23 protein-coding genes are annotated in these 24,077 nt (G+C 65.4%); 7 read left to right on the forward strand and 16 right to left on the reverse strand.

Annotated elements, in window-relative coordinates:
- Positions 1-107 precede the first annotated feature (107 nt).
- A complete protein-coding gene (locus HU772_RS16110) occupies positions 108-1,424 on the reverse strand; it encodes an APC family permease (RefSeq protein ID WP_186660507.1) in 1,317 nt (438 codons plus the stop codon).
- A 281-nt stretch (positions 1,425-1,705) separates the two neighbouring features.
- On the reverse strand, positions 1,706-2,518 hold the full coding sequence (locus tag HU772_RS16115) for a LuxR C-terminal-related transcriptional regulator (protein WP_186660509.1): 813 nt from the start codon (positions 2,516-2,518) through the stop codon (positions 1,706-1,708).
- 123 nt (positions 2,519-2,641) lie between these two features.
- Between HU772_RS16115 and HU772_RS16120 the strand changes: the two genes are divergently transcribed.
- On the forward strand, positions 2,642-3,472 hold the full coding sequence (locus tag HU772_RS16120) for a carbon-nitrogen hydrolase family protein (RefSeq protein ID WP_186660511.1): 831 nt from the start codon (positions 2,642-2,644) through the stop codon (positions 3,470-3,472).
- Here HU772_RS16120 and HU772_RS16125 read toward each other — a convergent pair.
- Together HU772_RS16125 and HU772_RS16130 are read right to left on the reverse strand one after the other, a co-directional pair.
- The gene (locus tag HU772_RS16125; RefSeq protein ID WP_186660513.1) at positions 3,447-4,301 is read right to left on the reverse strand and encodes a contractile injection system protein, VgrG/Pvc8 family; all 855 of its coding nucleotides are present in this window, start codon (positions 4,299-4,301) and stop codon (positions 3,447-3,449) included. The two genes, HU772_RS16120 and HU772_RS16125, sit on opposite strands and share 26 nt — an antisense overlap.
- A 184-nt stretch (positions 4,302-4,485) precedes the next feature.
- Positions 4,486-5,589 (reverse strand): polyamine ABC transporter substrate-binding protein, encoded by a 1,104-nt coding sequence (locus HU772_RS16130; protein ID WP_186660515.1) that lies wholly within the window; start codon positions 5,587-5,589, stop codon positions 4,486-4,488.
- Between the two features lie 138 nt (positions 5,590-5,727).
- Between HU772_RS16130 and HU772_RS16135 the strand changes: the two genes are divergently transcribed.
- The gene (locus tag HU772_RS16135) at positions 5,728-6,519 is read left to right on the forward strand and encodes a helix-turn-helix transcriptional regulator (protein WP_186660516.1); all 792 of its coding nucleotides are present in this window, start codon (positions 5,728-5,730) and stop codon (positions 6,517-6,519) included.
- Between the two features lie 2 nt (positions 6,520-6,521).
- Here HU772_RS16135 and HU772_RS16140 read toward each other — a convergent pair whose 3' ends face one another.
- The 3 genes from HU772_RS16140 to HU772_RS16150 all read right to left on the reverse strand — a co-directional run bounded on the left by HU772_RS16140 (position 6,522) and on the right by HU772_RS16150 (position 8,599).
- Positions 6,522-7,685, reverse strand: a complete 1,164-nt coding sequence (locus HU772_RS16140) for an AAA family ATPase (RefSeq protein WP_186660517.1) — start codon at positions 7,683-7,685, stop codon at positions 6,522-6,524.
- Positions 7,686-7,775: 90 nt separating this feature from the next.
- Positions 7,776-8,207 (reverse strand): MAPEG family protein, encoded by a 432-nt coding sequence (locus HU772_RS16145; protein WP_186660518.1) that lies wholly within the window; start codon positions 8,205-8,207, stop codon positions 7,776-7,778.
- Entirely contained in the window at positions 8,204-8,599 is a 396-nt protein-coding gene (locus HU772_RS16150) for a DUF2834 domain-containing protein (RefSeq protein WP_437182403.1), read from the reverse strand. Before HU772_RS16150 ends, HU772_RS16145 begins: the two co-directional genes overlap by 4 nt.
- Before the next feature lie 211 nt (positions 8,600-8,810).
- On the opposite strand from HU772_RS16150, the gene HU772_RS16155 reads away from it, so the two are divergent.
- From HU772_RS16155 to HU772_RS16170, 4 genes are all read left to right on the forward strand, one after another.
- Positions 8,811-9,251 carry a hypothetical protein gene (locus HU772_RS16155; RefSeq protein WP_186660519.1) on the forward strand — a complete coding sequence of 147 codons (441 nt, stop codon included), beginning with the start codon at positions 8,811-8,813 and terminating at the stop codon, positions 9,249-9,251.
- Between the two features lie 20 nt (positions 9,252-9,271).
- Positions 9,272-10,102, forward strand: a complete 831-nt coding sequence (locus HU772_RS16160; protein WP_186660520.1) for a helix-turn-helix domain-containing protein — start codon at positions 9,272-9,274, stop codon at positions 10,100-10,102.
- Positions 10,103-10,137: 35 nt separating this feature from the next.
- Positions 10,138-10,944, forward strand: coding sequence for a hypothetical protein (locus HU772_RS16165; protein WP_186660521.1), 807 nt, complete (start codon positions 10,138-10,140; stop codon positions 10,942-10,944).
- A 132-nt stretch (positions 10,945-11,076) separates the two neighbouring features.
- On the forward strand, positions 11,077-11,550 hold the full coding sequence (locus HU772_RS16170) for an OsmC family protein (protein WP_186660522.1): 474 nt from the start codon (positions 11,077-11,079) through the stop codon (positions 11,548-11,550).
- Between the two features lie 2 nt (positions 11,551-11,552).
- Here HU772_RS16170 and HU772_RS16175 read toward each other — a convergent pair whose 3' ends face one another.
- Positions 11,553-12,467, reverse strand: a complete 915-nt coding sequence (locus tag HU772_RS16175; protein WP_186660523.1) for a LysR family transcriptional regulator — start codon at positions 12,465-12,467, stop codon at positions 11,553-11,555.
- Positions 12,468-12,594: 127 nt separating this feature from the next.
- Here HU772_RS16175 and lysA point away from each other — a divergent pair, with 127 nt between their 5' ends.
- Positions 12,595-13,830, forward strand: a complete 1,236-nt coding sequence (gene lysA, locus HU772_RS16180) for a diaminopimelate decarboxylase (protein ID WP_186660525.1) — start codon at positions 12,595-12,597, stop codon at positions 13,828-13,830.
- 180 nt (positions 13,831-14,010) lie between these two features.
- Here lysA and HU772_RS16185 read toward each other — a convergent pair whose 3' ends face one another.
- The 8 genes from HU772_RS16185 to HU772_RS16220 all read right to left on the reverse strand — a co-directional run bounded on the left by HU772_RS16185 (position 14,011) and on the right by HU772_RS16220 (position 24,026).
- Complete coding sequence (locus tag HU772_RS16185; protein WP_186660527.1) at positions 14,011-14,703, reverse strand: response regulator; 693 nt, start codon at positions 14,701-14,703, stop codon at positions 14,011-14,013.
- A complete protein-coding gene (locus HU772_RS16190) occupies positions 14,700-17,354 on the reverse strand; it encodes a DUF4118 domain-containing protein (protein WP_186660529.1) in 2,655 nt (884 codons plus the stop codon). The genes HU772_RS16185 and HU772_RS16190 overlap by 4 nt, the downstream gene beginning before the upstream one ends.
- 140 nt (positions 17,355-17,494) lie before the next feature.
- Positions 17,495-18,058 carry a potassium-transporting ATPase subunit KdpC gene (gene kdpC / locus HU772_RS16195; RefSeq protein ID WP_186660531.1) on the reverse strand — a complete coding sequence of 188 codons (564 nt, stop codon included), beginning with the start codon at positions 18,056-18,058 and terminating at the stop codon, positions 17,495-17,497.
- A gap of 13 nt (positions 18,059-18,071) precedes the next feature.
- Entirely contained in the window at positions 18,072-20,126 is a 2,055-nt protein-coding gene (gene kdpB, locus HU772_RS16200; RefSeq protein ID WP_186660533.1) for a potassium-transporting ATPase subunit KdpB, read from the reverse strand.
- A gap of 10 nt (positions 20,127-20,136) precedes the next feature.
- Entirely contained in the window at positions 20,137-21,831 is a 1,695-nt protein-coding gene (gene kdpA / locus HU772_RS16205; protein ID WP_186660535.1) for a potassium-transporting ATPase subunit KdpA, read from the reverse strand.
- A gap of 9 nt (positions 21,832-21,840) precedes the next feature.
- On the reverse strand, positions 21,841-21,930 hold the full coding sequence (kdpF, locus tag HU772_RS16210; protein ID WP_011534724.1) for a K(+)-transporting ATPase subunit F: 90 nt from the start codon (positions 21,928-21,930) through the stop codon (positions 21,841-21,843).
- Between the two features lie 236 nt (positions 21,931-22,166).
- The gene (locus tag HU772_RS16215; RefSeq protein ID WP_186660537.1) at positions 22,167-23,219 is read right to left on the reverse strand and encodes an AI-2E family transporter; all 1,053 of its coding nucleotides are present in this window, start codon (positions 23,217-23,219) and stop codon (positions 22,167-22,169) included.
- 12 nt (positions 23,220-23,231) lie between these two features.
- On the reverse strand, positions 23,232-24,026 hold the full coding sequence (locus tag HU772_RS16220) for a DUF4892 domain-containing protein (RefSeq protein ID WP_186660539.1): 795 nt from the start codon (positions 24,024-24,026) through the stop codon (positions 23,232-23,234).
- Positions 24,027-24,077: the final 51 nt, after the last annotated feature.

The following is a 24,077-nucleotide window of genomic DNA, read 5'->3' on the forward strand; positions in this document are numbered from 1 at the left end:
GCCAGGTCGTAACCGAACAACGCCAGAATGCCCCCGAAGGGGCTGCCCGCTCAAGGCGCTGCAAGCGCTATCGGATCAAGAGCAACCGCAGTAGCCTCTTCAGCAGGTCAAGACTCAACCTCCATCAACCCCGGCGTAGGCTTGCTGAACCCCGCCGTCAGCCACATCAGGTACAACCCGCCACACACCAGCCAAGCCACCCCGGCCAGTATCACCACCGTGCTCAACAGCGACAGCAGGTACAGGTTCACCCCAATCGCCAGCAGCGGAAACACCACGAACCCCACCCCACTCAACCGCTGCCTGCGCCGCTCGCGCCGGTAGTACGCAATCACGCAGACATTCACCGCCGCAAACGCCAGGAACGCGCCGAAGTTGATCAGTGAAGCGGCCGAGCTCACATCCGCGCCGATCCCGATCAACCCCAGCCCGGCAATCAGCAGCAGGTTGAACACCGGCGTGCGAGCCCTGCCTTGCAGCTTGGCGAAATAACGCGGCGGCAGCACGCCTTCGCGGCCCATGAAGTACAGCAAGCGGCTGGCGCTGACCTGCACCGCCAGGCACGAGGCGAAGCCGGCGACGATACCGCCGAGGTTGACGAAGTCGGCGAAGAACTGCCCGCCCACCTCGATCGACAGCGCGTAGGTCGCGGTCTCTGGGTCGGCGAACTGGCCGCCGGGGTGGCTCAGTTGCATCAGGTAGGCCACCGCCGTGAACAGCAGCCCGCCCAGGCTGATCACCAGCAGCACCGCCCGGGGGATGTCGCGCTTGGGCTGCTCGGCCTCCTCGGCCAGGGTGGTCACAGCGTCGAAACCGAGGAACGAATAAGCGGCGATGGCCGCAGCGGCGGTGAGGCCCGTGAGGGTGCTGTGCTCGTTCCACACGGCGTGGGTGAAGCCGACCTGGGGCTGGCCGGCCAGGTAGCGCAGGCAGTAGCCGAGGAACAGCAGCACCAGGGCCACGCTCAGGACCGTGAGCACTTTGTTCAGGCGGTCGGTCAGGGCCATGCCGCTGACGGTCACCGCCGTGGTCAGGCCGATGTTGATCAGCAACCAGCCCCAGGTGGGCACTTGCGGGAACTGGGCGTTGAGGAACACCGACTGCAATAGCCAGGCAACCATCGGCATGAACAGGTAGGCCAGCAGCACCCCCCAGCCGACCACGAAGCCACAACCGGGGCCGAGCAGGCGCTTGGCGTAGTAGTAGGCCGAGCCGGACACCGGGAACAGACGCGACAGTTTGGCGTAGCTCAAGGCCGACAGCAGCATGGCGCCAGTGGCCAGCAGGAAGGCGCTGGGGGCGATGCCGTCGCTGCGTTCGGAGATCACGCCGAAGATCACCATGGCCAGGCTCGGGCACATGTAGGCCAGGCCGAAGACGGTCAGCGAGGTCAGGGAGAGTTTTGCGGGAGTGGCATCAGGCATGGCTGGCCTCCTGGCGCGCAGGGGCGATGCCACGGGCCGGGCCGTGGGCGAAATGAGCCATGGGTCATCCTCTTGTGATTGTTCTAGGAAATTGCCCAGCCGGTCTGACTGCATGGGGGCGCAGGGACGGCGTGCACAGCAAGTAACTCGGGGGATGGCACCGGCTTTGCCGGTGATCGCGGGGCAAGCCCGCTCCTACAGGGTGCAGGGCCAGTATGCGGATCCCCGTGCGGATTCCTATAACGTCGAATGATTAACCCGGGGGTAATGGCGTAGGGGAATCACGGCGCCGGTTGCAGGCTGGCAAGGTCTTCGCCGGCCAAAAACAGCAGCGAGAACAGCTCGGTCTGGGAGTTCACATCCAGCTTGCGGTACACGTTGCGGCGATGGACCTTCACCGTCTCGGCCGACAGCTTGAGCTTGATGGCCGTCTCCTTGTTGGAGTGCCCCGACAGGATCAGCCGTACCACGTCCAGCTCCCGCGCCGTCAGCACCGACTCCAGCTGCCGACGTGCCTCGTCACGCCCCTGGGCCAGGCCCAGCGCGGGCTTGGCCGGTGCGCATGCAGGCAGTTGCTCGAAGTGCAGGCGCTGGCGCATCAGGCCGATCAGCCAGGGGCGCGCCAGCTCCAGCTGGGCGATGGCCTGGGTATCGAAGCGTGAGCGCCCGCCCAGCGACAGGCACAGCGTGCGCCCGTCCCCCAGAGCCAGGTTGAACTGCACCTCGTCGGCGACCACATTGTGGGTGAAGTACAGGCGGTAGTAATCGGTCTGCTGGAACTGCTCCGGGGCCACGTCGGCCAGGCGCACCAGGCCCGTATGCGATTGCTCGCGGCTGCTGATGTAGAACGGGTCGAGCAGGTACAGGCCGTTGGCGTACTCGCTCACCAGCGGATCGGTGCCCTCGCGCAGGTAAGGGCTCTGGTCGAAGATCAGCGGCTTGTCGTGGCTGAACAGCAGCGCCACCCAGGTGTCGACCTCGACGAAATCGCCCAGCAAGGTGGCCAGGGTGCGCCAGAAGCTCGGCCGGTCGAGGTGCTCGATGCAGTGGGCCACGCCCTGGTGCCACGAAAGATCCTGCAGGCTCATGCCCATGCCCTACCCCCGGGTTAACCCGTCGAAGTGATTGTTTTACCGGTGATTATTTTCATACTTGCAGCACCCTTCGCAAATGTCACCCGCCCGCGGAAGGGTCGGGCCCAGTGAGATGGATTGCCCATGAAGATCGAAGTGGTACAGACGACAACCCGCGACGGCGACACCGCCCACAACCTGCGCGGCATTCTGGAAGCCCTGGCCCAATGCGCGCCGGACACCGACATCCTGCTGTTTCCCGAGTCGCACCTGACCGGTTTTCTCACGGCGGACGACGTCGGCATGCTGGCCGAAGCCATCGATGGCGAAGCGGTCCAGGCGGTGGTCGCGGCGGTGCGCCAGCGCAATGTCGCGGTGGTGCTGGGGTTATACGAGAACGCTGATGGCACCTTCTACAACACCACCCTGTTCATCGCCCCCGAGGGCATCCTGCTCACCTACCGCAAGACCCACTTGTGGGTGCCGGAGCACGGTATCGTGGTGCCGGGCGACCGCTTCGCCACCGTCGAATGGCGCGGCGTGCGCCTGGGCTTGCTGATCTGCTACGACAGTGAGTTCCCCGAGACGGCACGGGCGCTCAAAGCGCTGGGCGCGCAGCTGATGCTGATCACCGATGGCCTGGCCGAGCCGGAGGACCATGTACACCGGGTATCGGTGATGGCCCGGGCGATGGAGAACCAGGTGTTCGCCGTGGTCGCCAACCGCGTGGGCGACGGGCCGGATGGCTGTGTGTTCGTCGGCGCCAGCCTGGCGGTGGACCCGTACGGCCGCACGCTGTTCGAGGCCGGCCGCGGCGAGTCGCGCCATGGCGTGACCCTCGACCTGTCACTGATCGACCAGGCCCGGGCCTTCCACGACTACAGCGCCAACCAGCGCATCACCCTGCCCGGTGAGCCTGTCGAGCATGCCAATGGAGTGCGCGAGCTGATCATCGGCAACACAGACAACCGCTGACCTGCGGTTGATCAGGATCGTTCTGCAAAAAACTCACCAGCACTTGCATACCCGGGCGCAAGTGCCTGGCTTCCCGCGCCCAATCGGCTGCCACCGGCAGCCAGCACCGGCTCTTGTCGTCGAACTGCTCATCAGGGTCCCAGGGGAACTGCACCTTGACCCTGGCCAACTGCCTGGGCTGCTCTTCCACGGCGATGACCACGGCCGTCTGGTTGCCGGGCACCCGGGGTTTGCTGTGTACCACAGGCGGCCGGTAGAGCACGCCCCACGGCAATACTGCCTGGCCATCGGCAAACACCAGCACGTGTCCCTGGGCGCTGTGCTGGAAACAGAAGCGAATGCCTTCTTCCTCGCACAGGCGCTGGATGAAGTGCAGGTCGGTTTCATCGTACTGGGTGCAGTAGTCGCGCGTGGGGTAGCTGGCGCTCAACTCGAAGCGATAGGCATCCCCCACGATTCCGTGCTCTTCCAGGATCAGGGCGACGATCTCGGGCACTGAAAACTGTTGGTAGATCCGTTGGTTGATGCGGTGGCGCAGATAGGACAGATGCGGCACCAGGGTCAGTCGATAACGTGTCGAGCATCGCCCTTGCCGCGCAATGTGATAGATCCGCCCGTGAATGCCCTTGCCTCGGCTGTCGAAGCTGAAATACGCCTCGCGGTCGAGGAAGCGCTCAAGCGCCAAACCGGGCTGATCGCAGGCCAGGTCCAGGTTATAGAAGTAGGGCCTGTTGGCCACCTCTTCACCGGAGTAGCCGAGCACCTGGAAATCATGCTCCATGCCTTCGATGGTCAAACTCAAGTGGGTCTTATGGGCTGGGCTGAACATCCGCTGTTCTCCTCCGGCATAAGAGTGGGATAAGGCGCGCGAACCCACCGCCCCGCCTGGCCGAGCAATCAGCCGTGGGACGATGGTTCAATCGGCGCTTGAATCGGCAGGCCGCAGCCTGCCTGGGTCAACGTGCTGCCCGATACACTCCGGCAGCGGGCAGTTGGCGACACGTCAACTCAGGTCACACACCACTTTTCACCTTGGTCCAGACCCGCGTGCGGATCCGCTCCAGCTTCAACGGCAACGGCTCGAGCGGGATCAGCGTGGCAATGGTCTTTTTGTCGGGGTAGATCCACGGGTTGTCCCGCAGCGCCTGTTCGACGAACTGGGTGGCGTCCTTGTTGGCGTTGGGGTACAGAGTATGGTTGGAGGTCTTGGCGATCACTTCCGGGCGCATCATGTAGTTGATGAACGCCATGCCTGCCTTGGGATGCGGCGCGTCCTTGAGCAGCACCAGATTCTCCGACCACACCAGCGCGCCTTCGCGCGGCAGGCTGTAGGTGATGCGCCGTCCGGTGTTGTTCTTCTCGTTGAGCGCCTGCGCGGCCAGGGCGCCATTGGCCCAGCCCACTACCGCGCAGATGTTGCCATCGGCCATGTCGGCGTCGATGCGCGAAGAATCGAAGTACAGCACGTACGGACGAATTTTCAGCAACAGCTCCTGCGCCTTCTGGTAATCCGCCGGGTTGCTGCTGTTGCTGGGTAGGCCCAGGTAGTTCAAGGCAATCGAGATGATCTCGCTGGGCGAGTCGAGCATGGCCACGCCACAGGACTTCAGCTTGCTGATGTTCTCTTCCTTGAAGATCAGGTCCCAGCTGTCCACCGGCGCCTGGTCGCCCAGTGCCGCCTTGACCTTGTCGACGTCATAGCCGATGCCGGTGGTGCCCCACAGGTAAGGCACGGCGTAGCGATTGCCGGGGTCGTTGACCGCCAGCTGGGCGAGGATATCGGGATCGATGTGCGACAGGTTGCCCAGTTGTTCTCGATCCAGCGGTTGCAGCACGCCGGCCTGGATCAGGCTGGGCAGCACATTGGAGGTGGCCACCACCACGTCATAGCCCGTGCGCCCGGCCATCACCTTGCTCTGCATGATGTCGGCGCTGTCGAAGGCGTCCATGTGCACGCGGGTGCCGGTTTCCTGCTCGAAGGCCTTGGGGGTCTCTGGCGCCAGCAGCCCGAACCAGTTGTACAGGTGCACCCCGGGCTGGGCGGCGAAGGCCGAGGTGCTGATGGCCGCGCCGAGCAGCGAAGCCGCGAAGAGGGTTCGCAAACGTGATTTTCTCATGCAACATCCTTATCGAAACGGTGTATCTTCCGGCCCGTCCTGAGCCCAGACAGCGACTATACCGGGCATGCCCGGATAGTAAATACCCAAGAATACTTAGCCCTGACCCGCGAATCCCTAACCCAAAAGGGGTAGAAAATGCCGTTCGACCTACATGGACTGGCCTGGCACCGATCGATCGGCAAGCTGATCCTGCAGCTGGATCGCCCCGCGTTCTGGAGCTCGCTGGTGCGGGTCTTGAACGCCTACGTGCCGATCGACAACTGGGTGGTGTTGATTTTCAGCAACCAGCAAGTGGAAGTGGTGAGTTTTCCCGAAGTGGCCGATGCCCAGGAAGTCGACGCGCTGCTGCATCGCTACGTGACCGGGCTGTACCTGCTGGATCCGTTCTATATTGCCAACCGCGAACAACCACAGAGCGGCTTCTTCCACCTGCTGGACATTGCCCCGGAATATTTCCTCGAAACCGAGTACTACCACCAGTATTTCGCCCAGTACATTTCCACGGACGAGGCGCAGTACAACGTGCAACTCGATGCCGACAGGACGCTGTGCATCTCCATTGGCAGCAAGACGCGCTTCAGCCAGGAGCAGATCACCATGCTCGACCTGATCAAGCCCTGGGTGACCGCGCTCATGCAGCAGCGCATGAACTTTGAAATCGACGTCGAGAAAAACCACGGTGAACCACCGCCCTGGCAGGAGACACTGGCTCAGCTGGGCGCACAGCTCACCACCCGCGAAAGCGATGTACTGCGCTTGTTGCTCAGTGGTTTTTCCAACAAGGAAATCGCCGGCAAGCTGTCGCTGTCCACGGAAACCATCAAGGTCCACCGGCGCAACCTCTACGCCAAGCTGAACATCAAGTCGCAATCCGAGCTGTTCGCCCGCTTCTTCATGGCGAAGCAGGAAGCGCACACCGCCAGTTGATGTCAGCGTTTGCCCAGCAAGGCCTGGCGCTCGCGCCAGATTTCCTGCACGAACGGGTCGGTGACTCCGTATAGCCCATGCCCGCGGCGGATGATCAGGTTGGCGGCCAGCAGGTCATTGGCCACGGGCTGTACCTCCTCCACGCGCACCTCGCGCCCGACGAATTTCGAATATTCCGCCGCCGCTTCGCTGGAAAACACCCCGCGCGTCTCACCATCGACCGAGGCAATACGAGCAAAGATCGCCTGGGCCAGCACGCCCAGTTCCTCGACCTTCATCAATTCCAGGTCTGCCGCCGCCGAACGCAGGGTGGCCGCGATCACCGGCAGCACCACGTCCGCGCCGGAGCTCAGGCTTGGCGAATGGACCAACTGGCGCAGGGCACGGATGAATTCCTCGGGCCGACTGCCCAAGGTGCTGAACGCCTTGCTGGCCACCGCCAGCGACGGCAGGTTATCCAGGCCGTCGGCCGCAAGCCGTTGCAGCCAGAACGCGACATAGTCCTCGCCCAACACCGGGTAGGCCACGTTGGTCGCACCGGCAAACGCCTGGTTACGCCGGGCCGTCAGCTCGTTGACCATCGCCCGGTGCGAGCCGGTGCCAATGAACAGGAAATGCCCAGCCGTGGCTGGCCGGGGGTTGATGGCATCACGCGCTGCCTTGAGCGCCAGCATCATCTGTTGGCCGTCTTCGGTGGTGATGGCGTGCTGCACTTCGTCGACGATCAGCACCACGTTGGCCTTGGCCTGGTCCACCACCTCGCCCAGCGCCTGGGCCAGCGTCACGCCGCCCGCCTCGCCCAGGGTGTCGAGGTTGAAGCCGAACTTGAAGCCAGCCATCTCCACCTCGGCGCCACGCAGGGCCCGCAGCCGCTGCATGAACGACGAGGCCGGTGTCTGCAGCTCGTGCAGGGCCTTGCGCACGGCGGCGAGCACCAGCCTCACCGGGCTGGTCTGGGTGTCGCTCCACAGATCGACGTAGATCACCAGCGCGCCCTTGGCTTCCAACGCAGGGATCAGGTCGTTCTTGAGGAAGGTGGTCTTGCCCGTACGCCGCAGGCCAGACAGGAACAACCCAGAGCGCAGGCCGATATCCAGCGCCGACGGCTCAAGCAGCTGCCGGGCCATGTCAGCGGCCAGTTCAGGGCGCAGGAAGATATCGGCCATTGGATTATCCTGAATTATTGAATGGCCATAATTATTGGCCTGGAATAATTCCCTGTAAAGCTGCGACTGGCACATCACCGCGCTGAGCGCTCAGACTCCTGTACACACTTGCACGATGATCCACCCCGCCAACCCGAGCAGACACAGAACACCCACGCCATAACTCAGGGTGCGCCACGGTTGCAGTTGCGCCAGGTAGGTCACTGTATGCAACACCCTGGCCAGGGTGAACATCCCGCCTACCCCTGCCATCAACGCGGCGGGCGCCTCGAGCGCAACCGCGAGCCCACCCAATGTCATGAACAAGGGAATGTTCTCCAGGTCGTTACGCCACGCCTGCATGACCCGCAGCACTTCTGGCCGCTCTTGTTGCTGCGCAGGGCGCTTGAACACCGCCGCATCCTCCGGGTTCATGAACGCCAGGTGGCGCAGCCGGTAATAACCTTGGTAGCAGGAGATCGCCAGCATCTTCAGGCACAGCACCACCACCAGGCTGGCATAGACCGCCAGGACCGCGCTCATGCTGCAGGCCTCGACATGCTGCCCTTGATCACGATGTACAACAGTGGCCCTATCGACACGAACACCAGCGTCAGCAGCAGATAGGGCAGCACGCCACGCAAGCTCTCCCCGCGCGAAAGGTGGTCATTCAGCATCCAGAGGCATGCCAGCGCCGCCATGATGTACAGGTCGATAACGACCTGCGCCGTGTCGGGTCGTGCCAACAGCTCCACCCCGAAGGCGATGAGCGACTGTTCTGCGCTTGCCAGGGTCCAGCCGGTGTACAGCGCGAAAACGACCAGCACCAACAACGCCGGCCATCTGCCAGACAAGGGGCGTGGCGGCAGTTGCTGCGTCGGGCAGGGTGCAGGACGCGTGTTGCTGCTTGCAGGGTCGTGCGGGCCATTGCTCATCGTGCGCTCCTTGGCTGATTCGTCCCACACGGTAGTGATAGAGTCTTCCCCGCCTCAATGACCTCACAGGTCATGAAAACCGCACGCAGCGCTGGAGCGCCCAGGGAAACTACGCCTCCCGCGCTGAATGGACAGCCCAAGCCCATCGGCGCTATGGTTGCCGCGCCACTATCCCCTCTATGCCAATCGCAACGTACAGGGAGCAGCACGCATGTGGGTACTCGGCAAAGGACAAAAACCGTTCCTTGAGCTTCTGCGCAACTTGTCCATTCAGTTCATCATCGCCGGTTTCATTGCCCTGCTGTCACACAAGGCCGGACAGGCCTTCGACACGCACAGAGGTGGCGATGGATGGGCGCTGGTATTTGTCCTGTTGGTGTTGAGCGTAATCCTCGTATTGGCCGTCATTGCCAACCTGAAGCCGTTCTTCACCGCGTTCATTCACGATGAAGCCGCCGGCTTTCACGCATACAAGAAAAACTTGCCGGACCTGCCGCGCAGCGCACGGTACAGGCGTTGCGCCCTGTTCCTCGTCAGGCATTGCAAGCTTGCCCTTTTCGAATCCGTGTTACTCGTGCTGGGGATCTATCTTGCGTCACTCGTCGGGCTTTTCGTGGCCATCAACAGTGCCGCCAACGCCTTGGGCAAGTGAACATCAGCCGGTGTCGAAACATGAACCCTCTACCCTGCCCGTCCACCGCCAGCGCCGGTGATCATCTGCGCCGTTTGCGGCGCCAGGCCGGGCTCAGCCAGCTCGATCTGGGGCTGCTGGCCGGGGTGTCGCAACGCCATTTGAGCTGCGTGGAAACCGGCCGCGCCAAGGCCAGCCCGAGCACCCTGCACGCGCTGCTCAGCGCCCTGGATGTGCCGCTTGAGCACTGCAACAGCGTGTTCCTCGCCGCCGGCTATGCGCCGCGCTACGGCGCCAGCGCAGCGGATGCCCCAGCGCTGAAGATGGTGCATGACGCGCTCGGCCACCTGCTGCAAGCGAACAACCCGGCGCCGGCCATCGTGATCGACAGCCATTGGGACATCACCGCCGCCAATACCAGCGCCGGATTGCTGTTCGCCATGGCCGGCGTGCCGCTGGACAACGCGCAGGGCCTCAACCTGTTGGACACCCTGCTGCGGCCCGACGGGCTGGGCAGCCACCTGATCAACGCCGCCGAGATACGCGCCATCGCCTGGCAACGGGCGGCCCGAGAAGCGCTGGACAACCCCGCCCTGGCGCAACGTCTGGAAAAACTGCCAGCCCCGCCCGCCCTGGAGCCAGGCGCGCCGCACTCACCGCTGGTGCTGACCCAGGTACGCACAGCCGCAGGCGAGTTGCGCTTCCTGTCCACCTTCACCACCTTCGGCATGCCGCAAGACATCACCGTGGCCTCGCTGCGCATCGAGCATCTGATCCCGGCGGACAGTGCAACCTGGCAGGCCATGACCAGCGCATACGAAGCCTGGATGACCAGCGATTCCACGCAAGTGAACCCGCGCCTTTCGCGGTAGAATCCGCCCTTCGCAACGCACCAGGGATGCCACCGTTGACGCTCAAGCTTTCGACCCCGCTGTTCTTCTGCCTCACCCTCTGCGGCACGCTGCAGGCAGCCCCCAATGCAGAGGCCGAAGCGGCCTTCCAACGCGCGGTGCTGGCGGCCGAGGCCAACGCCCAATGGGCAGAGCGCCTGATCGACCAGGAGCAGAAAGGCCAGCTCGACAAGCAGATCACCACCGAGGCGCTTCGCGACATCGGGCAAAAGCACGATGCCGTCGAACATGATTTGCGCCAGGCCAGCGACGGTGGGCATGCCGTGGCCAGCTACTTGCTGGCGAACCTGCAGGAACGCAGCAAGCTCTGGGTGTCCGGGCAGTACACGGCCCGCCACGAGCAAGCCTGCGCCCTGTACCAACGCGCCGCCGAGCAAGGGCTGGTGGCCGCCGCCGTGGCCGTACTGCGAGACTGCGATAGCGCGTCACAGCGCTTCCTGTTCGATGACCCGACCCTGCAGCGCCAGCGCGAGCAACTGCGGACCACCCTCGAACACACCGACCCCTATGCCGAGCACTATCCGTTGCCTGCGCTGAAGTCCTTGTGCTTCAAGGAGATGAAAATGGTCGCGCCCGACCCTGGGCGGCCCCTGACCACCCTCGCCCAGGCCTTCGAGCCGGTACAGCTGGATCTGCGACAGTACCGCGCCGACGGCTATTACCTGCTCGCCGCCAAGGGCGACCCTGAGCAACCGGAGGTTGGCCGCGGGCATTTCACGCAACTGCGCGCACTGGCCCCGGATTGCCTGGACCCCATTGGGTTGGCGTACATGTATGACGCCCAGAGGCAAAAGACCCAATGAAGCCAGAGCGTGCCGGCCCCAAATTGTAGGAGCCAGGCTTGTAGTACATTGCTGCTCGCACCGGTTTGGCCCTGCCAACCCGGGCCGCGCGATCAAAACGTGACGCCCCGCCAATCAGCCATGAGGCCAAGCATGAAGGAACATGACTACAGCGTTACCGTGAACTGGGTCGGCAATACCGGCCAAGGAACCGCCAGCTATACCGCCTACACCCGCGATTTCACCGTGCAGATGCCAGGCAAGCACGATCTGCTTGGCTCCGCCGACCCGGCGTTTCGCGGCGATCCCAAGCGCTGGAACCCCGAGGACATGCTGCTGGCCTCGCTCTCGGCCTGTCACAAGTTGTGGTACCTGCACCTGTGCGCGGTGAACAAAGTGAAGGTGCTGGAGTACGTCGACCAGGCGCAAGGACGAATGGTCGAAGGTGATGACCTGCGCAAGGGGCATTTCACCCAGGTGGTACTGCGACCGCAGATCGTGATCAGCCGCGATTCGGATAGCGCCCTGGCCATGCGCCTGCATGACGAGGCGCACCATGAGTGCTTCATCGCCAACTCAGTGAATTTCCCGGTGACCTGCGAGGCCGTCATCACTCACCAGGGGTGACTTCAGCTTGCCGTCGCCAAGGCCTTCTCCATCACCCGCGCCTGCTCGCGCAATACCTGGCAAAACGGCTCCACCACCACCGAGGCTGGGCGGTGCTCGGGCCGGATCAGCATCACCCGGTACGGCACCGACAGGCTCAGGCGGCGCATGGCCAAGCCACCCTGCTCCGCCTCGAGCCCACTGAGCGGGTTGATGATCGCCACCCCCAGCCCCTGGCGAACCATGGCGCATACCGATGCCGCGCTGGTGGTCTCGATCACCGTGCGGCGGTTCACCCCGGCCGCGCGAAAGTGCTGGTCGAGCTGTTGCCGATAGGTGTCCAGGCTGGCCAGGTTGATGAAGTCGACCTCGTGGAAATCACCTAGCGTCAGCACCGGCCTGGCTCGCAGCGGATGCCCTTGGGGCAGCACGCAGACCATGTCGGCGCTGAACAGCAGCTCGCCTACCGCGCCCCGCGGCACCTGCTCGACTTCGGTCAAGCCCAGGTCGTGCTGCTGGGCCACCAGCGATTCCTCCAACAACGGCGACTCCTGCGCGGTGATGCTCACGCTGACGCCACGGTGTTGCTGGTGGAAGCGCTGGCAAGCCTTGGGCAGCAGGGTTTGCGAGAACAGCGGCAGGCAAGTGATGGCCAGCCGGCCCTGCTCGAAGTTGCGGATGGCCTGGGCGAACCGGTCGATGCGCTCGAGGCCGACAAAGGCGCGCTCGACTTCCTCGATCAGCAACAGGGCCTGGGCGGTCGGCGCCAGGCGCCCCCCCTCGCGCTCGAACAGGGTCAGGCCGGTGACCTGCTCCATGCGCGCCAGCTCGCGACTGACCGTGGGTTGTGAGGTGAACAGCAGGCGCGCGGCACCGGTGACGCTGCCGGCGGCCATGATGGCGCGGAACACTTCGATGTGACGGACGGAAAGCTTCATGGGTGTACACAGCCAGAGGTATCGATGCTAATGCATATCAAATATGAATAGACTGAATAAAAATAGCTATTTTTGTGAATCAATCAACTCATTCAAGATCGGTGTATCCATTACAAGGAACACCACCATGAGCACCCCTTCCACCCTGCTGGCCCACGCAGTCCGCCAACATGGCTCGCCACTCTGGGCCTACGACGCACAGACCATCGGCCAACGCATCGATCAGCTCAAGCAGCACTTCGACACCGTACGCTTCGCGCAAAAGGCCAACCCCAACCTGCATGTGCTGCGCCTGATCCGCGAGCGCGGCCTGGTGCTCGACGCGGTATCCCTGGGGGAAATGGAGCGTGCCTTCGCCGCCGGGGCTTCGGTGGGGGGTGAACCGGCTGGCGTGGTGCTGACCTGCGATGTGCTGGACCAGCCAACCCTGGCGCGGGTGGTCGAGACCGGCATCGAAGTCAACGCCGGTTCCATCGACATGCTCCGTCAGTTGGGCGAGCGCTCCCCTGGCCATCGCGTGTGGCTGCGCATCAACCCCGGTTTCGGCCACGGCCACAGCCGCAAGACCAACACCGGTGGCGAAAACAGCAAGCATGGTATCTGGCACGCGCAACTGCCCGAAGCACTGGCCTGCGTGAAACAGTACGGCCTGCACCTGGTGGGCGTGCACATGCATATCGGCTCCGGGGTGGACTACCAGCACCTGGAGCAAGTGGCCAGCGCCATGGTCGAACTGATCGGCCAACTGGGCATGGACATCGAGGCGTTCTCCATCGGTGGCGGGCTGTCCACGCCATACCGCGACGGCGACCAGCCGGTGGACCTGCAACGCTATGCCCGCACCTGGGCGGTGGCGCGCAGCGAAATCGAGGCGATGCTCGGCCACCCCGTGCGCATGGAAATCGAGCCGGGGCGCTACCTGGTGGCGGAGTCCGGTTACCTGGTAGCCGAGGTGCGGGCGGTCAAGCAGATGGGCGACAAGCACTACATGCTGGTCGACGCCGGCTTCAACGACCTGATGCGCCCGGCGATGTATGGCGCCTATCACCACATGAGCCTGTTCGATGCCGTGGGCCGGCCGGTGAGCCGCCCGCTGCAAGCCACCGTGGTGGCCGGGCCGCTGTGCGAATCCGGGGATGTGTTTACCCAGAACGACCAGGAGCTGACCCCGCAGCAACTGCCCCAGGCCAAGGTCGGCGACCTGCTGGTGATCCACGACGCCGGGGCCTATGGCGCCTCGATGTCGTCGAACTACAACAGCCGACCGCTGCTGCCTGAGTTCCTGATCGAGCAGGACAACCTGCGGATGATCCGCCGCCGCCAGAGCGTGCAGGAGCTGCTGGCCCTGGAGCTGGACCTGTAAACATCCGCTTGCGGGCTAATCCTGTGGGAGCAACTGTCTTGCTCAATGTCTAGAATCTGGCGCGATCCGTATGGGAGCGGGCTTGCCCGCGACACTGCGGCGCCTGCTTCGCGGGCAAGCCCGCTCCCACAGGGGGGACAGTTCTCGGCGTGATCTCCCTCATGGAGTTGCGCCGTGATTTCAGGCCGGGGTCACCAGACGGTACCCCACGCCCGCCTCGGTAATGATGAACCGAGGCGCGGTCGGGTCATCCCCCAGCTTCTGCCGCAAATGCCCCACCACGATCCGCAGGTAATGGGTGTCGTCGACATGGGTCGGCCCCCAGATGTCCTTGAGCAGTTGCTGCTGGGTGATCACCCGCCCCGGGTGCCCGGCCAGTTGCGCCAGCAGCGCATACTCCTTGCGGGTCAGCGCCACCTCGACGCCGTCCAGGGTCACCTTGCGAAAGGCAAAATCCACCACCAGCGCCCCGAAGCTCGCGGTCGCGGCCACCCCGCCCGCCTGCGGCGCCTGGCGCAACAAGGCCCGCACCCGGGCTAGAAACTCCTGGATACCGAACGGTTTGGTCACGTAGTCGTTGGCCCCGCCATCGAGCGCATCGACCTTCTGCACCTCGCTGGCACGCACCGACAGCACCATCACCGGCACCGTGCTCCATTCGCGCAACTCACGCAACACCTGCTGGCCGTCCATGTCCGGCAGGCCGAGGTCGAGCACCACCAGGTCGGGCTTGCCCAGCGCCGCCTGGGCCAGGCCCTCGCCGCCGGTGGCGGCCTCGAGCACCTTGTAGCCCTGGGATGCCAGGCTGATGCGCAGGAACTTGCGGATCTGCGGCTCGTCGTCGATGACCAGCAGGGTGGCGGCTTGGCTCATGGGGCTTCACTTTCGGTCGCGGGTTGGGTGGGCAGCGGCAAGCATAGAGTGATGCAGGTGCCCTGGCCATCGATGCCGTCGCCCACCAGGATGCGCCCGCCATGGGCGCCGATCATGCCCTGGCAGATGGCCAGGCCCAGGCCGGTACCCTGCCCGCCGCGGTCACCCCGGGCAGCGGTGTAGAACATGTCGAAGATCTTCTCGCGCTCCTCCAGCGGAATGCCAGGGCCCTGGTCGCTGACGGCAAAGCACAATTGCTGGTCGCGCACCTGCACCTGCAACACCAGGCGCCCTTGCGCGGGCGAGAAGCGCGCGGCGTTTTCCAGCACATTGACCAGCGCCTGCTCGATCAACGCGGCATGGACGAACAGCAGCGGCAGTTCGCCGGGGACCTCGGTATGCACCCGCAGCGGCGCCAGCACCACACGCAGACGGTTCAACGCGCTACCGACGATATCGCCGGGCGCCACCCAGTCACGGGCGAGCTTGAGGCTGCCGTGGCCAAGGCGGGTCATGTCCAGCAGGTTCTGGATGTAGCGGTCCAGGCGCTCGGCTTCGTCACGGGTGCCTTCGAGCAACTCGCGCCGGTCATCCAGGGGGATCGCCTCGCCCAACGCCAGCAGGCTGTCGATACTGCCGCGCATCGCCGTCAACGGCGTGCGCAGGTCGTGGGACACCGAGGCCAGCAAAGCACTGCGCAGTTGCTCGGTTTCACCGTGCAGGCGCGCAGCCTCCAACTGCTCGCCAAGGCGGGCACGGGCCAGGGCCTGGGCCAGGGGTTGCGCCAGGGCCATCAGCAGACGCCGGCGCTGGGCGGTCAGCGGCTCGCCGCTACGCGGGCGCACGCCGAGCAACGCCAGGGGCTGGTCGTCCACCGCCAGCGGCCACCACCACCAGCGGCCATGGGGCAAGGTATCGCTGCCAAAACCGGCGGCCTGGCCGTGCTGCCAGGCCCATTCGGCGGCGGCGCGCTCGTTGTCGGTAAAGGCCGGGGCGCCGCCGCTGGCCACTTGCAGCAGGCCATCGGCGCTGCGTTCGAGCAGGCATGCCTGTACGTCCTGCCAGCCATCCAGGTGCTGGCCGGCGGCGCTGAACACCGCCTGGCGATCGGTGGCCACGGTCAACCGGCGCGACAAATCGAGCAACTGGTTGGTCTGCGCCTGGGTTTCACGCAGCGCCTGCAACTGACGGCGCTGGCGCGCGGCGAGGTTGCCGGTAAGCGCGGCCATCAGCAGGAAAAACACCAAGGTCAGCACGTCTTCTTCGCGCTGGATGCTGAACGAGAAGTTCGGCGGGATGAACAGGAAGTCGTAGGTCAGGAACGACAGCGCCGCGCAGGCCAGCGCCGGGCCCAGGCTGCTACGCACCGCCACCAGCAGCACGGCGGCGAGGAACACCAGCGAAATATTGGGCAACGCCAGCACGCTGGACACCGCCCACGCCAAGCCGGCGGCCAACAGCGTGGCCAGCAGCGCCAGCAAGTAGTGGCGCCACACCCACACACGCTTGACCGCCGCCCGCGGCGTGGGTGGCTGGGCGTCGCGATCCAGCACGTTGATTTCCAGGCCATGGCTTTCGCGCAGCAGGCGGGCTGCCACGCCGGCCCCGAAGAAGCGCCGACGCAGCAGGTCGCGGGACTGGCCCACCAGCACCAGGCTGGCGCGGCGCTCGCTGGCGTGCTGGATCAAGGTCCGCGCCACCTCGCCGGCACGCAGCAACACCACTTCGCCCCCCAGGCGCTCAGCCAATTGCTGGGCAGCTTGCAGGCGATGGCGGGCAGCCTCGTCACGCAGACGGCCATTGTCGACATGCACCACGCTCCAGGGCAGATGACGGCGCTGGGCGACGCGACAGGCATGCCGCACCAGCCGCTCAGCCTGCTCGTCGCCATCGATGCCCACCAGCAGCCGGCCACGCAGGGCCGGGGCTTCCTGACCGCGTTGGCGGTAGCCGCTGGCAAGGTCGGCGTCCACCTGGGCGGCGGCGGTGTGCATGGCCAGTTCGCGCAGGGCGGTGAGGTTGGTCTGGGAGAAGAACGCGTCGATAGCGGCGCGGGCCTGCTCGGGTACGTAGACCTTGCCTTCGCGCAGGCGTTCGAGCAGCTCGCGTGGCGGCAGGTCGATCAGCACCAGCTCGAAGGCCTCCTGCAACACCCAGTCCGGCAGGGTTTCGCGCACCTGCACGCCGGTGATGTCGCGCACCTTGTCGTTGAGGCTTTCCAGGTGCTGGACGTTGACCGTGGTGTACACGTCGATGCCGGCGGCGAGCAGTTCCTGCACATCCTGCCAGCGCTTGGCGTGGCGGCTGCCGGGGGCGTTGCTGTGCGCCAGTTCGTCCACCAGCACCAACGGCGGCGCAGCCTTGAGCAGGCCGTCGAGGTCCATTTCCTCGAGCAGCACGCCGCGGTACTCACTGCGCAGCAAGGGTTGCTGGAGCAGGCCGCCGAGCAGGGCCTCGGTTTCGGCGCGGCCGTGGGTCTCGACCACCCCGGCCACCACCTGCACGCCCTGGCGCTGCTGGGCGTGGGCGGCCTGGAGCATGGCGAAGGTCTTGCCGACCCCGGGCGCGGCGCCGAGGAACACCTTGAGCCGGCCCCGGCCTTCGCGGGGCAAACCGGCCAACAGGGCGTCGGCGCGGGTGGAATCACTCATGTTTCATCCTTTTTTTGCCTCATTACGCGGTCGATGTAGGAGCGGCCTCGTGCCGCGAAAGGGCCGCGCAGCGGCCCCAGCGATTGTTGCATCGCCGCACTGCGCGGCCCTTTCGCGGCACGAGGCCGCTCCTACAGGGGTCAATGCACGGCCACAGGCGCCAGACGCTCCAGCGCCTGGTTCAGCGCCAGCACGTTGACCACCGGCGGCCCGACCAATGGGCGCAGGGTGGCGTCATTCACCAGCACTTGCAAGCGCTCCTCTGGCACCTGCCGTGCCGCCGCCACACGCGGCAGCTGGTAGGCGACTGCCTCGGGCGACAGGTGCGGGTCCAGCCCGCTGCCCGAAGTGGTCAGCAGCGCCAACGGCACCGGTCCCTGCTGTGCCTGGTACTGCGTTGCGGCATCGGCCTTGACCCGCTCGGCCAACGCCGGATTGCTTGGCGCCAGGTTGCTCGCGCTGCTGGCCACGGTGGCGTAGTCACCGGCCGAAGGCCGCGACTGGAACCAGGCATCGCCCTTGAACACCTGGGCGATTAGCGCCGAACCACGCACCTGGCCGCGCTCGTCGCGCACCAGGCTGCCATTGGCCTGCTCGGGGAAGGCGACCTGGGCGATGCCGGTCACCGCCAGGGGGTACAACGCGCCGGTGACCAGGGTCATCAGCAGGACCAGGCTCAGGGCCGGGCGTAGGTATGCGGTCATGTTCGTCTCTCCTTCAGACCAGGTGCAGGGCATTGAGCACAACGTCGATCAGCTTGATCCCGGCGAACGGCACGATGATCCCGCCCAGGCCGTAGATCAGCAGGTTGCGCCGCAGCAGGTGGGCGGCACTGGCGGCCTGCACCCGTACCCCGCGCAGTGCCAGCGGAATCAGCACGATGATGATCAGCGCGTTGAACACGATGGCCGAGAGGATCGCGCTCTGCGGGCTGGCCAGGTGCATCAGGTTGAGCACGCCCAATTGCGGGTAGATGGCGGCGAACAGCGCCGGCAGGATGGCAAAGTACTTGGCCACGTCGTTGGCGATGGAGAAAGTGGTCAGTGCACCCCGGGTCACCAGCAGTTCCTTGCCCACCTGCACCACATCCAGCAGCTTGGTCGGGTCGCTGTCCAAGTCGACCATGTTGGCCGCTTCACGGGCGGCCTGGGTACCGTCGTTCATGGCCATGCCGACGTCGGCCTGGGCCAGCGCCGGGGCGTCGTTGGCGCCATCGCCGCACATGGCCACCAGGCGGCCGTCGTTCTGCTCCTGGCGGATACGCGCCAGCTTCTTCTCCGGGGTGGCTTCGGCAAGCACGTCGTCGACGCCAGCCTCGGCGGCGATGGCGGCGGCGGTCAACGGGTTATCGCCGGTGACCATCACGGTGCGGATGCCCAACTTGCGCAGTTCGGCAAAACGCTCGCGGATACCGGGCTTGACCACGTCCTTGAGGTGGATCACGCCCAGCAGGCGCTTGTCCACGCACACCAGCAAAGGGGTCCCGCCACTCTGGGCGATGCGCTCCACCTCACGGGCCAGCGCGGTGGGCAGCTCCAGGCGTTGCAGGCCGCAGAACGCCAGCACCGCATCAACGGCGCCCTTGCGGTAGCGGCGCTGCTGGAAGTCGATGCCCGACAGCCGTGTCTCGGCGCTGAAGGCAATGGCCTGGTACTGGTTGGCCGAAGGTTCGTCGAAGTCGTGCAACTGGCGCAGATACTCGACAATCGACTTGCCCTCGGCGGTATCGTCGGCCAGCGAGGCGAGCAAGGCGCCCGCCCCCAGCTCCTTGGCGGTCACCCCCGAAGCGGCGTGCAGGGCGCTGCAACGGCGGTTGCCGAAGGTGATGGTGCCGGTCTTGTCGAGCATCAGCGTGTGCACATCCCCCGCCGCCTCCACCGCACGGCCGGAACGGGCGATCACGTTGAGCCGCACCAGGCGATCCATGCCGGCGATGCCGATGGCCGACAGCAGCCCGCCGATGGTGGTCGGGATCAGGGTAACCAGCAGCGCGGCAAGAAAGATCAGCGGTAGCTCGCCACCGGCGAAGCGGGCGAACGGCTGCAAGGTGACCACCACGATCAGGAAGATCAGGGTCAGGCCGATCAGCAGGATGTCCAGGGCGATCTCGTTGGGCGTCTTCTGCCGCTTGGCGCCCTCGACCAGGGCGATCATGCGGTCCAGGGTCGATTCGCCGGGGTTGCTGGTGATGCGGATCAGCAGCCAGTCGGAGACCAGCCGGGTGTTGCCGGTGACGGCCGAGCGATCGCCGCCGGACTCACGGATCACCGGCGCGGACTCACCGGTGATGGCCGCCTCGTTGACCGCGGCGATGCCTTCGAGCACCTCGCCGTCGCCGGGGATCATTTCACCGGCCACCACCCGCACCACATCGTCCTTGCGCAACTGCGTGGCGGTCACGGTCTCGAAACTACCATCGGCCTTGCGCCTTTGGGCCGTCAGGCCCTGGCTGCCGGCCTTGAGGCTGTCGGCGCGGGCCTTGCCGCGACCTTCGGCCAGGGCTTCGGCGAAGTTGGCGAACAACACGGTGAACCACAGCCATACGGCGATCTGCACCGCCACGGCCGTGCTCACGCCGCTGCCGGGGGCGAAGCACAGCACGGTGGTCAGCGCGGCGGTCAAGGCCACCACCAGCATCACCGGCGTGCGCTTGAGCTGGCGCGGGTCGAGCTTGACGAAAGCCTGCACCAGCGCCGGCCGCCACAAGGCGGCGAAGCGGGTCTGGTCCTTGGCGCTGTGCGGCGCCTTCACTTCTGGAATGGGCATGTTCATGGTGTGCTCCTCAGAAACCCAGGCTCAGGTGTTCGGCAATCGGCCCCAAGGCCAGGGTCGGCAGGAAAGTCAGGCCACCGACCAACAGAATCGTCACCAGCAACAGCGTGGTGAACAGCGGGCCATGGGTGGGGAAGCTGTTCAGGCCCTGCGGCGCGCTTTTCTTCGCCGCCAGGCTGCCGGCCAGGGCCAGCACCGGCAGGATGTAGCCGAAGCGGCCGATGAGCATGGCCAGGGCGATCATCACGTTGTGGTAAGGGGTGTTGGCGCCGAAGCCGGCGAAGGCCGAGCCGTTGTTGGCGGTGCCGGAGGTGTAGGCGTACAGCAGTTGGCTGAAACCATGGGCGCCAGGGTTGCTCACGGCGCCGGCAGGCCCCGGCAGGCTGGCGGCGATGGCACCGAGCACCAGCACGCCGACCGGCATCACCAGCAGGGTCGCCACCAGCAGTTGCACCTCACGGGCCTGCAGCTTCTTGCCCAGATACTCTGGCGTGCGGCCAATCATCAGCCCGGCGAGGAACACCGCGATCAGCACGAACAGCAACATGCCGTAGAGGCCAGCGCCGACGCCGCCGAAGATCACCTCGCCGACCATCATGTTGACCATCGCCACCATGCCCGTGAGCGGATTGAGGCTGTCGTGCATCGCGTTGACCGAACCGTTGGAGGCGGCGGTGGTGGTCACCGTCCACAGCACCGAACCCGTGGTGCCGAAGCGGCTCTCCTTGCCTTCCAGTGGCGCGGCCTGCTGCACCTGGGCGCTTTCCAGCGCCGGGTTGGGCTGCTGCTCCGACCACAGTGCGGTGCCGCCGCCGATCAGGAACAGTGCCAGCATGCAGGCGATGATCGCGCGGCTCTGGCGCAGGTCCTTGACGTAGTGGCCAAAGGTGAACACCAGCGCCACCGGGATCAGGATGATCGAGGCCACCTCGAACAGGTTGCTCCAGGCGCTGGGGTTCTCGAACGGGTGCGCCGAGTTGACGCCGAAGAAACCACCACCGTTGGTGCCCAATTGCTTGATGGCGATCTGGCTCGCGGCCGGGCCCAGCGGAATGGTCTGCTCGGCGCCTTGCAGGGTGATGGCGTGGGCATAGTCGGCGAAGGTCTGTGGCACGCCCTGCCACACCAGCAACAACGCCAGCAGCAGGCACAGCGGCAGCAGGCCATAGAGGGTGGCGCGGGTCAGGTCGACCCAGAAGTTGCCGAGCACGTGGGTCGAACGCCGGGCGATGCCACGGCAAAGCGCCACCAGCACCGCCAGGCCGGTGGCGGCGCTGACGAAGTTCTGCACGGTCAGGCCAAGCATCTGGCTCAGGTAGCTGACCGACGCTTCGCCGCTATAGGACTGCCAGTTGGTATTGGTCATGAAACTGACCGCGGTATTGAAGGCCAGCGACCATTCCTGGCCCGGCAGGTGCTGCGGGTTCAGCGGCAGGCTGCCTTGCAACTGCAGCACGCCGAACAGCAGCAGGAAGCCAGCGAGGTTGAAGGCCAGCAAGGCCAGGGTGTACTGCTTCCAGTTGTGTTCCTGGTCAGCGTCCACCCCGGCCAGGCGATAGCAACCTCGCTCCAGCGGGCCGAGGACTGGCGACAGCCAGGTACGCTGGCCCTCCATGACCTTGAAGTAGAAGCGCCCAAGCCAAGGCGCCGGCAACAGCACGATGGCGAAGAACGCCAACAGCAACAGGTAGTCGTAACTGTGCATGGCCGCCCCTTAGCCGCGATCGGCGCGCAGCAGCGCCACCAACAGGTAAACCGCCAACGCCACCGCCAAGAGCAGTGACAGCCCGTCGAGCATGTACATGTGCAATCTCCCCTAGTTGCGGCGTGAGGGCCGCTTTGGGGAAATTGTCCGAGGGAGGGGCGTAAAGGGGCGAGATCAGGGGTGGGGTCAGGGCATAAAGAAAGCGTAAAGATCTGGCATCAACGGCTGTCTGTACCGGCCTCTTCGCGGGCAAGCCCGCTCCCACAGGTAGAGCGCTGTTCCTGTGGGAGCGGGCTTGCCCGCGAAGAGGCCGGTACAGGTGACAAAGAACTACCTCAAGATTGCGGCGTTTGCTGCGCCGAATTGCGGCTCCAGTCCAGCAGCAGGCTGTATCCCACCGCCAACAGGGTCGGCCCGATGAACAGCCCGATGAAGCCGAACGCGATCAGGCCGCCGAACACCCCCAGCAGCACGATCACCAGCGGCAGGTTGCCACCCCGGCTGATCAGGTACGGCTTGAGCACGTTGTCCACGCCACTGATGACGAAAGTGCCCCAGATCCCCAGGAACACCGCCATGCCATAGTCGCCCTTCGACACCAACCAGGCCGTGGCCGGTATCCAGGCCAGCGGCGGCCCCATGGGGATCAGGCTGAGCATGAAGGTCACCAGGCCGAGCACAATGGCCCCCGGCACCCCTGCGATGAGGAAACCGATCAGCGCCAGTAGCGCTTGCGCGGCGGCGGTACCGATCACGCCGTTGACCACCCGCTGCACAGTACCGGCGACCAGATCGACGTAGTACTCGGCGCGCTCACCCACCAGCCGGTGCAGCAGCCGGTGCACGAATGCCGCCAGGCGTGGACCATCGCGGTAGAAGAAGAACACGAACACCAGGCTGAGCGTGAGCTCCAGCACGCCACTGCCGATCTGCGCGCTGCGCGCCAGCAACCAGTTGCCCACCTGGCCGAGATACGGCTTGGCCGAGGCCAGCAGGGCCGCACCTTGCTGGTCGAGGGACTGCCACCAGCTGACCAGGCGCTCACCGACGAATGGAATGCTGCCCACCCAGGCTGGCGCATCGGGCAAGCCATCGACCTGCACGTCACGCACGAAGGCGGTGGCATCGCGGATATGGTCGGCCAGATTGAAGCCCAGCCACACCAACGGCAAGGCCACTAGCAGAATCCACACCGTGGTCAGCAGGCTCGCCGCCAGGGTCTCACGGCCACCGAGCAGGCGGGTCAGCAGGCGCATCAGCGGCCAGCTGGCGAACGCCAGGATGGCGCCCCACAGCAAGGCCGAGATGAACGGTGCCATCACCCACAGCGCGGCGCCCAGCAGCGTCAACAGCAGGATCTGGATCAACAGGCGGTCATTGTTGGCCATGGTGGCGCTCACTCAACGGATCAGTTCCAGGTGCAGGCCATCGGTCGGGGCGCTGCCCACTTCAAGCCGGTTGTTGCGCACGCCGGCCTTGACCAACTGCTCGCGCCAGGCCTCGGCGCCCTTGCCGCTGAGGCTCGCGCGCAGGGTGCTGTCGAGGTTGAGGCTGCGCGCCAGCAAGGTTGCCCAGGTGGCCTGGGGTTCGGCCAGGTCAGGGTAGTCGAGCTTGCCGGTGTCGCGCAGTTCGCGCAGTACCGTGGCGGCGGTCGGCAGCAATTCCCCCAATGGGCTGGCGGCGACGAACTCCTCGACATGCAGGTAAGCGCGGCGGTTGCCGCGGGTCACGCTGTACAGTGCCACCAAGGTGTCGGCCTCTTCGGCCGAGCGGCGCAGCAGGATGAACGCCTGCTGCTCGTCACCGCCATTGAGCCGGGCATTAGCGAACACATCGTTGGCCCACAGGCTGGCTTCGCCGCAATCGCGGCCCTGGCACCAGAACAGTGGATAGCCGCCTTCTTCTTGCAGTGCCTCGCGGGCGCTGGTGAAGGCTTCGCGAGCGCTGCGCTCGACCGGCAGTTCATAGGTAACCGAGCTGACCTGGCCGCGGCTCTCGACCTTGTCCTCGACCCGCAGGCGGCCGCTGATCTTGCGCAGCGGGCCCATGGGGTAGACCCGCTCCTGCTCCACGGCAGGACGCTGGTCGACCACCTTGGCGTCGAGCGGTACCGGCAGGCTGCCGGCCCAGAGCAAGGGGCTGGCGATGGCGAGGCAGGCGGCGATGGCGCCGCGAACGAACACAGGTGCGCTCATCGGCCGCCCTCGCATAGGGCGGGGCGTGGCGCATGGATGTCTGGCATGTAC

The sequence above is a fragment of the Pseudomonas xantholysinigenes genome (assembly GCF_014268885.2).
In the GTDB taxonomy this organism is placed as follows: Bacteria; Pseudomonadota; Gammaproteobacteria; order Pseudomonadales; family Pseudomonadaceae; genus Aquipseudomonas; species Aquipseudomonas xantholysinigenes.

What these genes read in the sequence shown, in the direction of transcription:
- HU772_RS16110 (WP_186660507.1), bottom strand. Translation starts at nt 1,424, where the DNA reads ATGCCTGATGCCACTCCCGCAAAACTCTCCCTGACCTCGCTGACCGTC.
- HU772_RS16115 (WP_186660509.1), bottom strand. Translation starts at nt 2,518, where the DNA reads ATGGGCATGAGCCTGCAGGATCTTTCGTGGCACCAGGGCGTGGCCCAC.
- HU772_RS16120 (WP_186660511.1), top strand. Translation starts at nt 2,642, where the DNA reads ATGAAGATCGAAGTGGTACAGACGACAACCCGCGACGGCGACACCGCC.
- HU772_RS16125 (WP_186660513.1), bottom strand. Translation starts at nt 4,301, where the DNA reads ATGTTCAGCCCAGCCCATAAGACCCACTTGAGTTTGACCATCGAAGGC.
- HU772_RS16130 (WP_186660515.1), bottom strand. Translation starts at nt 5,589, where the DNA reads ATGAGAAAATCACGTTTGCGAACCCTCTTCGCGGCTTCGCTGCTCGGC.
- HU772_RS16135 (WP_186660516.1), top strand. Translation starts at nt 5,728, where the DNA reads ATGCCGTTCGACCTACATGGACTGGCCTGGCACCGATCGATCGGCAAG.
- HU772_RS16140 (WP_186660517.1), bottom strand. Translation starts at nt 7,685, where the DNA reads ATGGCCGATATCTTCCTGCGCCCTGAACTGGCCGCTGACATGGCCCGG.
- HU772_RS16145 (WP_186660518.1), bottom strand. Translation starts at nt 8,207, where the DNA reads ATGAGCGCGGTCCTGGCGGTCTATGCCAGCCTGGTGGTGGTGCTGTGC.
- HU772_RS16150 (WP_437182403.1), bottom strand. Translation starts at nt 8,599, where the DNA reads ATGAGCAATGGCCCGCACGACCCTGCAAGCAGCAACACGCGTCCTGCA.
- HU772_RS16155 (WP_186660519.1), top strand. Translation starts at nt 8,811, where the DNA reads ATGTGGGTACTCGGCAAAGGACAAAAACCGTTCCTTGAGCTTCTGCGC.
- HU772_RS16160 (WP_186660520.1), top strand. Translation starts at nt 9,272, where the DNA reads ATGAACCCTCTACCCTGCCCGTCCACCGCCAGCGCCGGTGATCATCTG.
- HU772_RS16170 (WP_186660522.1), top strand. Translation starts at nt 11,077, where the DNA reads ATGAAGGAACATGACTACAGCGTTACCGTGAACTGGGTCGGCAATACC.
- HU772_RS16175 (WP_186660523.1), bottom strand. Translation starts at nt 12,467, where the DNA reads ATGAAGCTTTCCGTCCGTCACATCGAAGTGTTCCGCGCCATCATGGCC.
- lysA (WP_186660525.1), top strand. Translation starts at nt 12,595, where the DNA reads ATGAGCACCCCTTCCACCCTGCTGGCCCACGCAGTCCGCCAACATGGC.
- HU772_RS16185 (WP_186660527.1), bottom strand. Translation starts at nt 14,703, where the DNA reads ATGAGCCAAGCCGCCACCCTGCTGGTCATCGACGACGAGCCGCAGATC.
- HU772_RS16190 (WP_186660529.1), bottom strand. Translation starts at nt 17,354, where the DNA reads ATGAGTGATTCCACCCGCGCCGACGCCCTGTTGGCCGGTTTGCCCCGC.
- kdpC (WP_186660531.1), bottom strand. Translation starts at nt 18,058, where the DNA reads ATGACCGCATACCTACGCCCGGCCCTGAGCCTGGTCCTGCTGATGACC.
- kdpB (WP_186660533.1), bottom strand. Translation starts at nt 20,126, where the DNA reads ATGAACATGCCCATTCCAGAAGTGAAGGCGCCGCACAGCGCCAAGGAC.
- kdpA (WP_186660535.1), bottom strand. Translation starts at nt 21,831, where the DNA reads ATGCACAGTTACGACTACCTGTTGCTGTTGGCGTTCTTCGCCATCGTG.
- kdpF (WP_011534724.1), bottom strand. Translation starts at nt 21,930, where the DNA reads ATGTACATGCTCGACGGGCTGTCACTGCTCTTGGCGGTGGCGTTGGCG.
- HU772_RS16215 (WP_186660537.1), bottom strand. Translation starts at nt 23,219, where the DNA reads ATGGCCAACAATGACCGCCTGTTGATCCAGATCCTGCTGTTGACGCTG.
- HU772_RS16220 (WP_186660539.1), bottom strand. Translation starts at nt 24,026, where the DNA reads ATGAGCGCACCTGTGTTCGTTCGCGGCGCCATCGCCGCCTGCCTCGCC.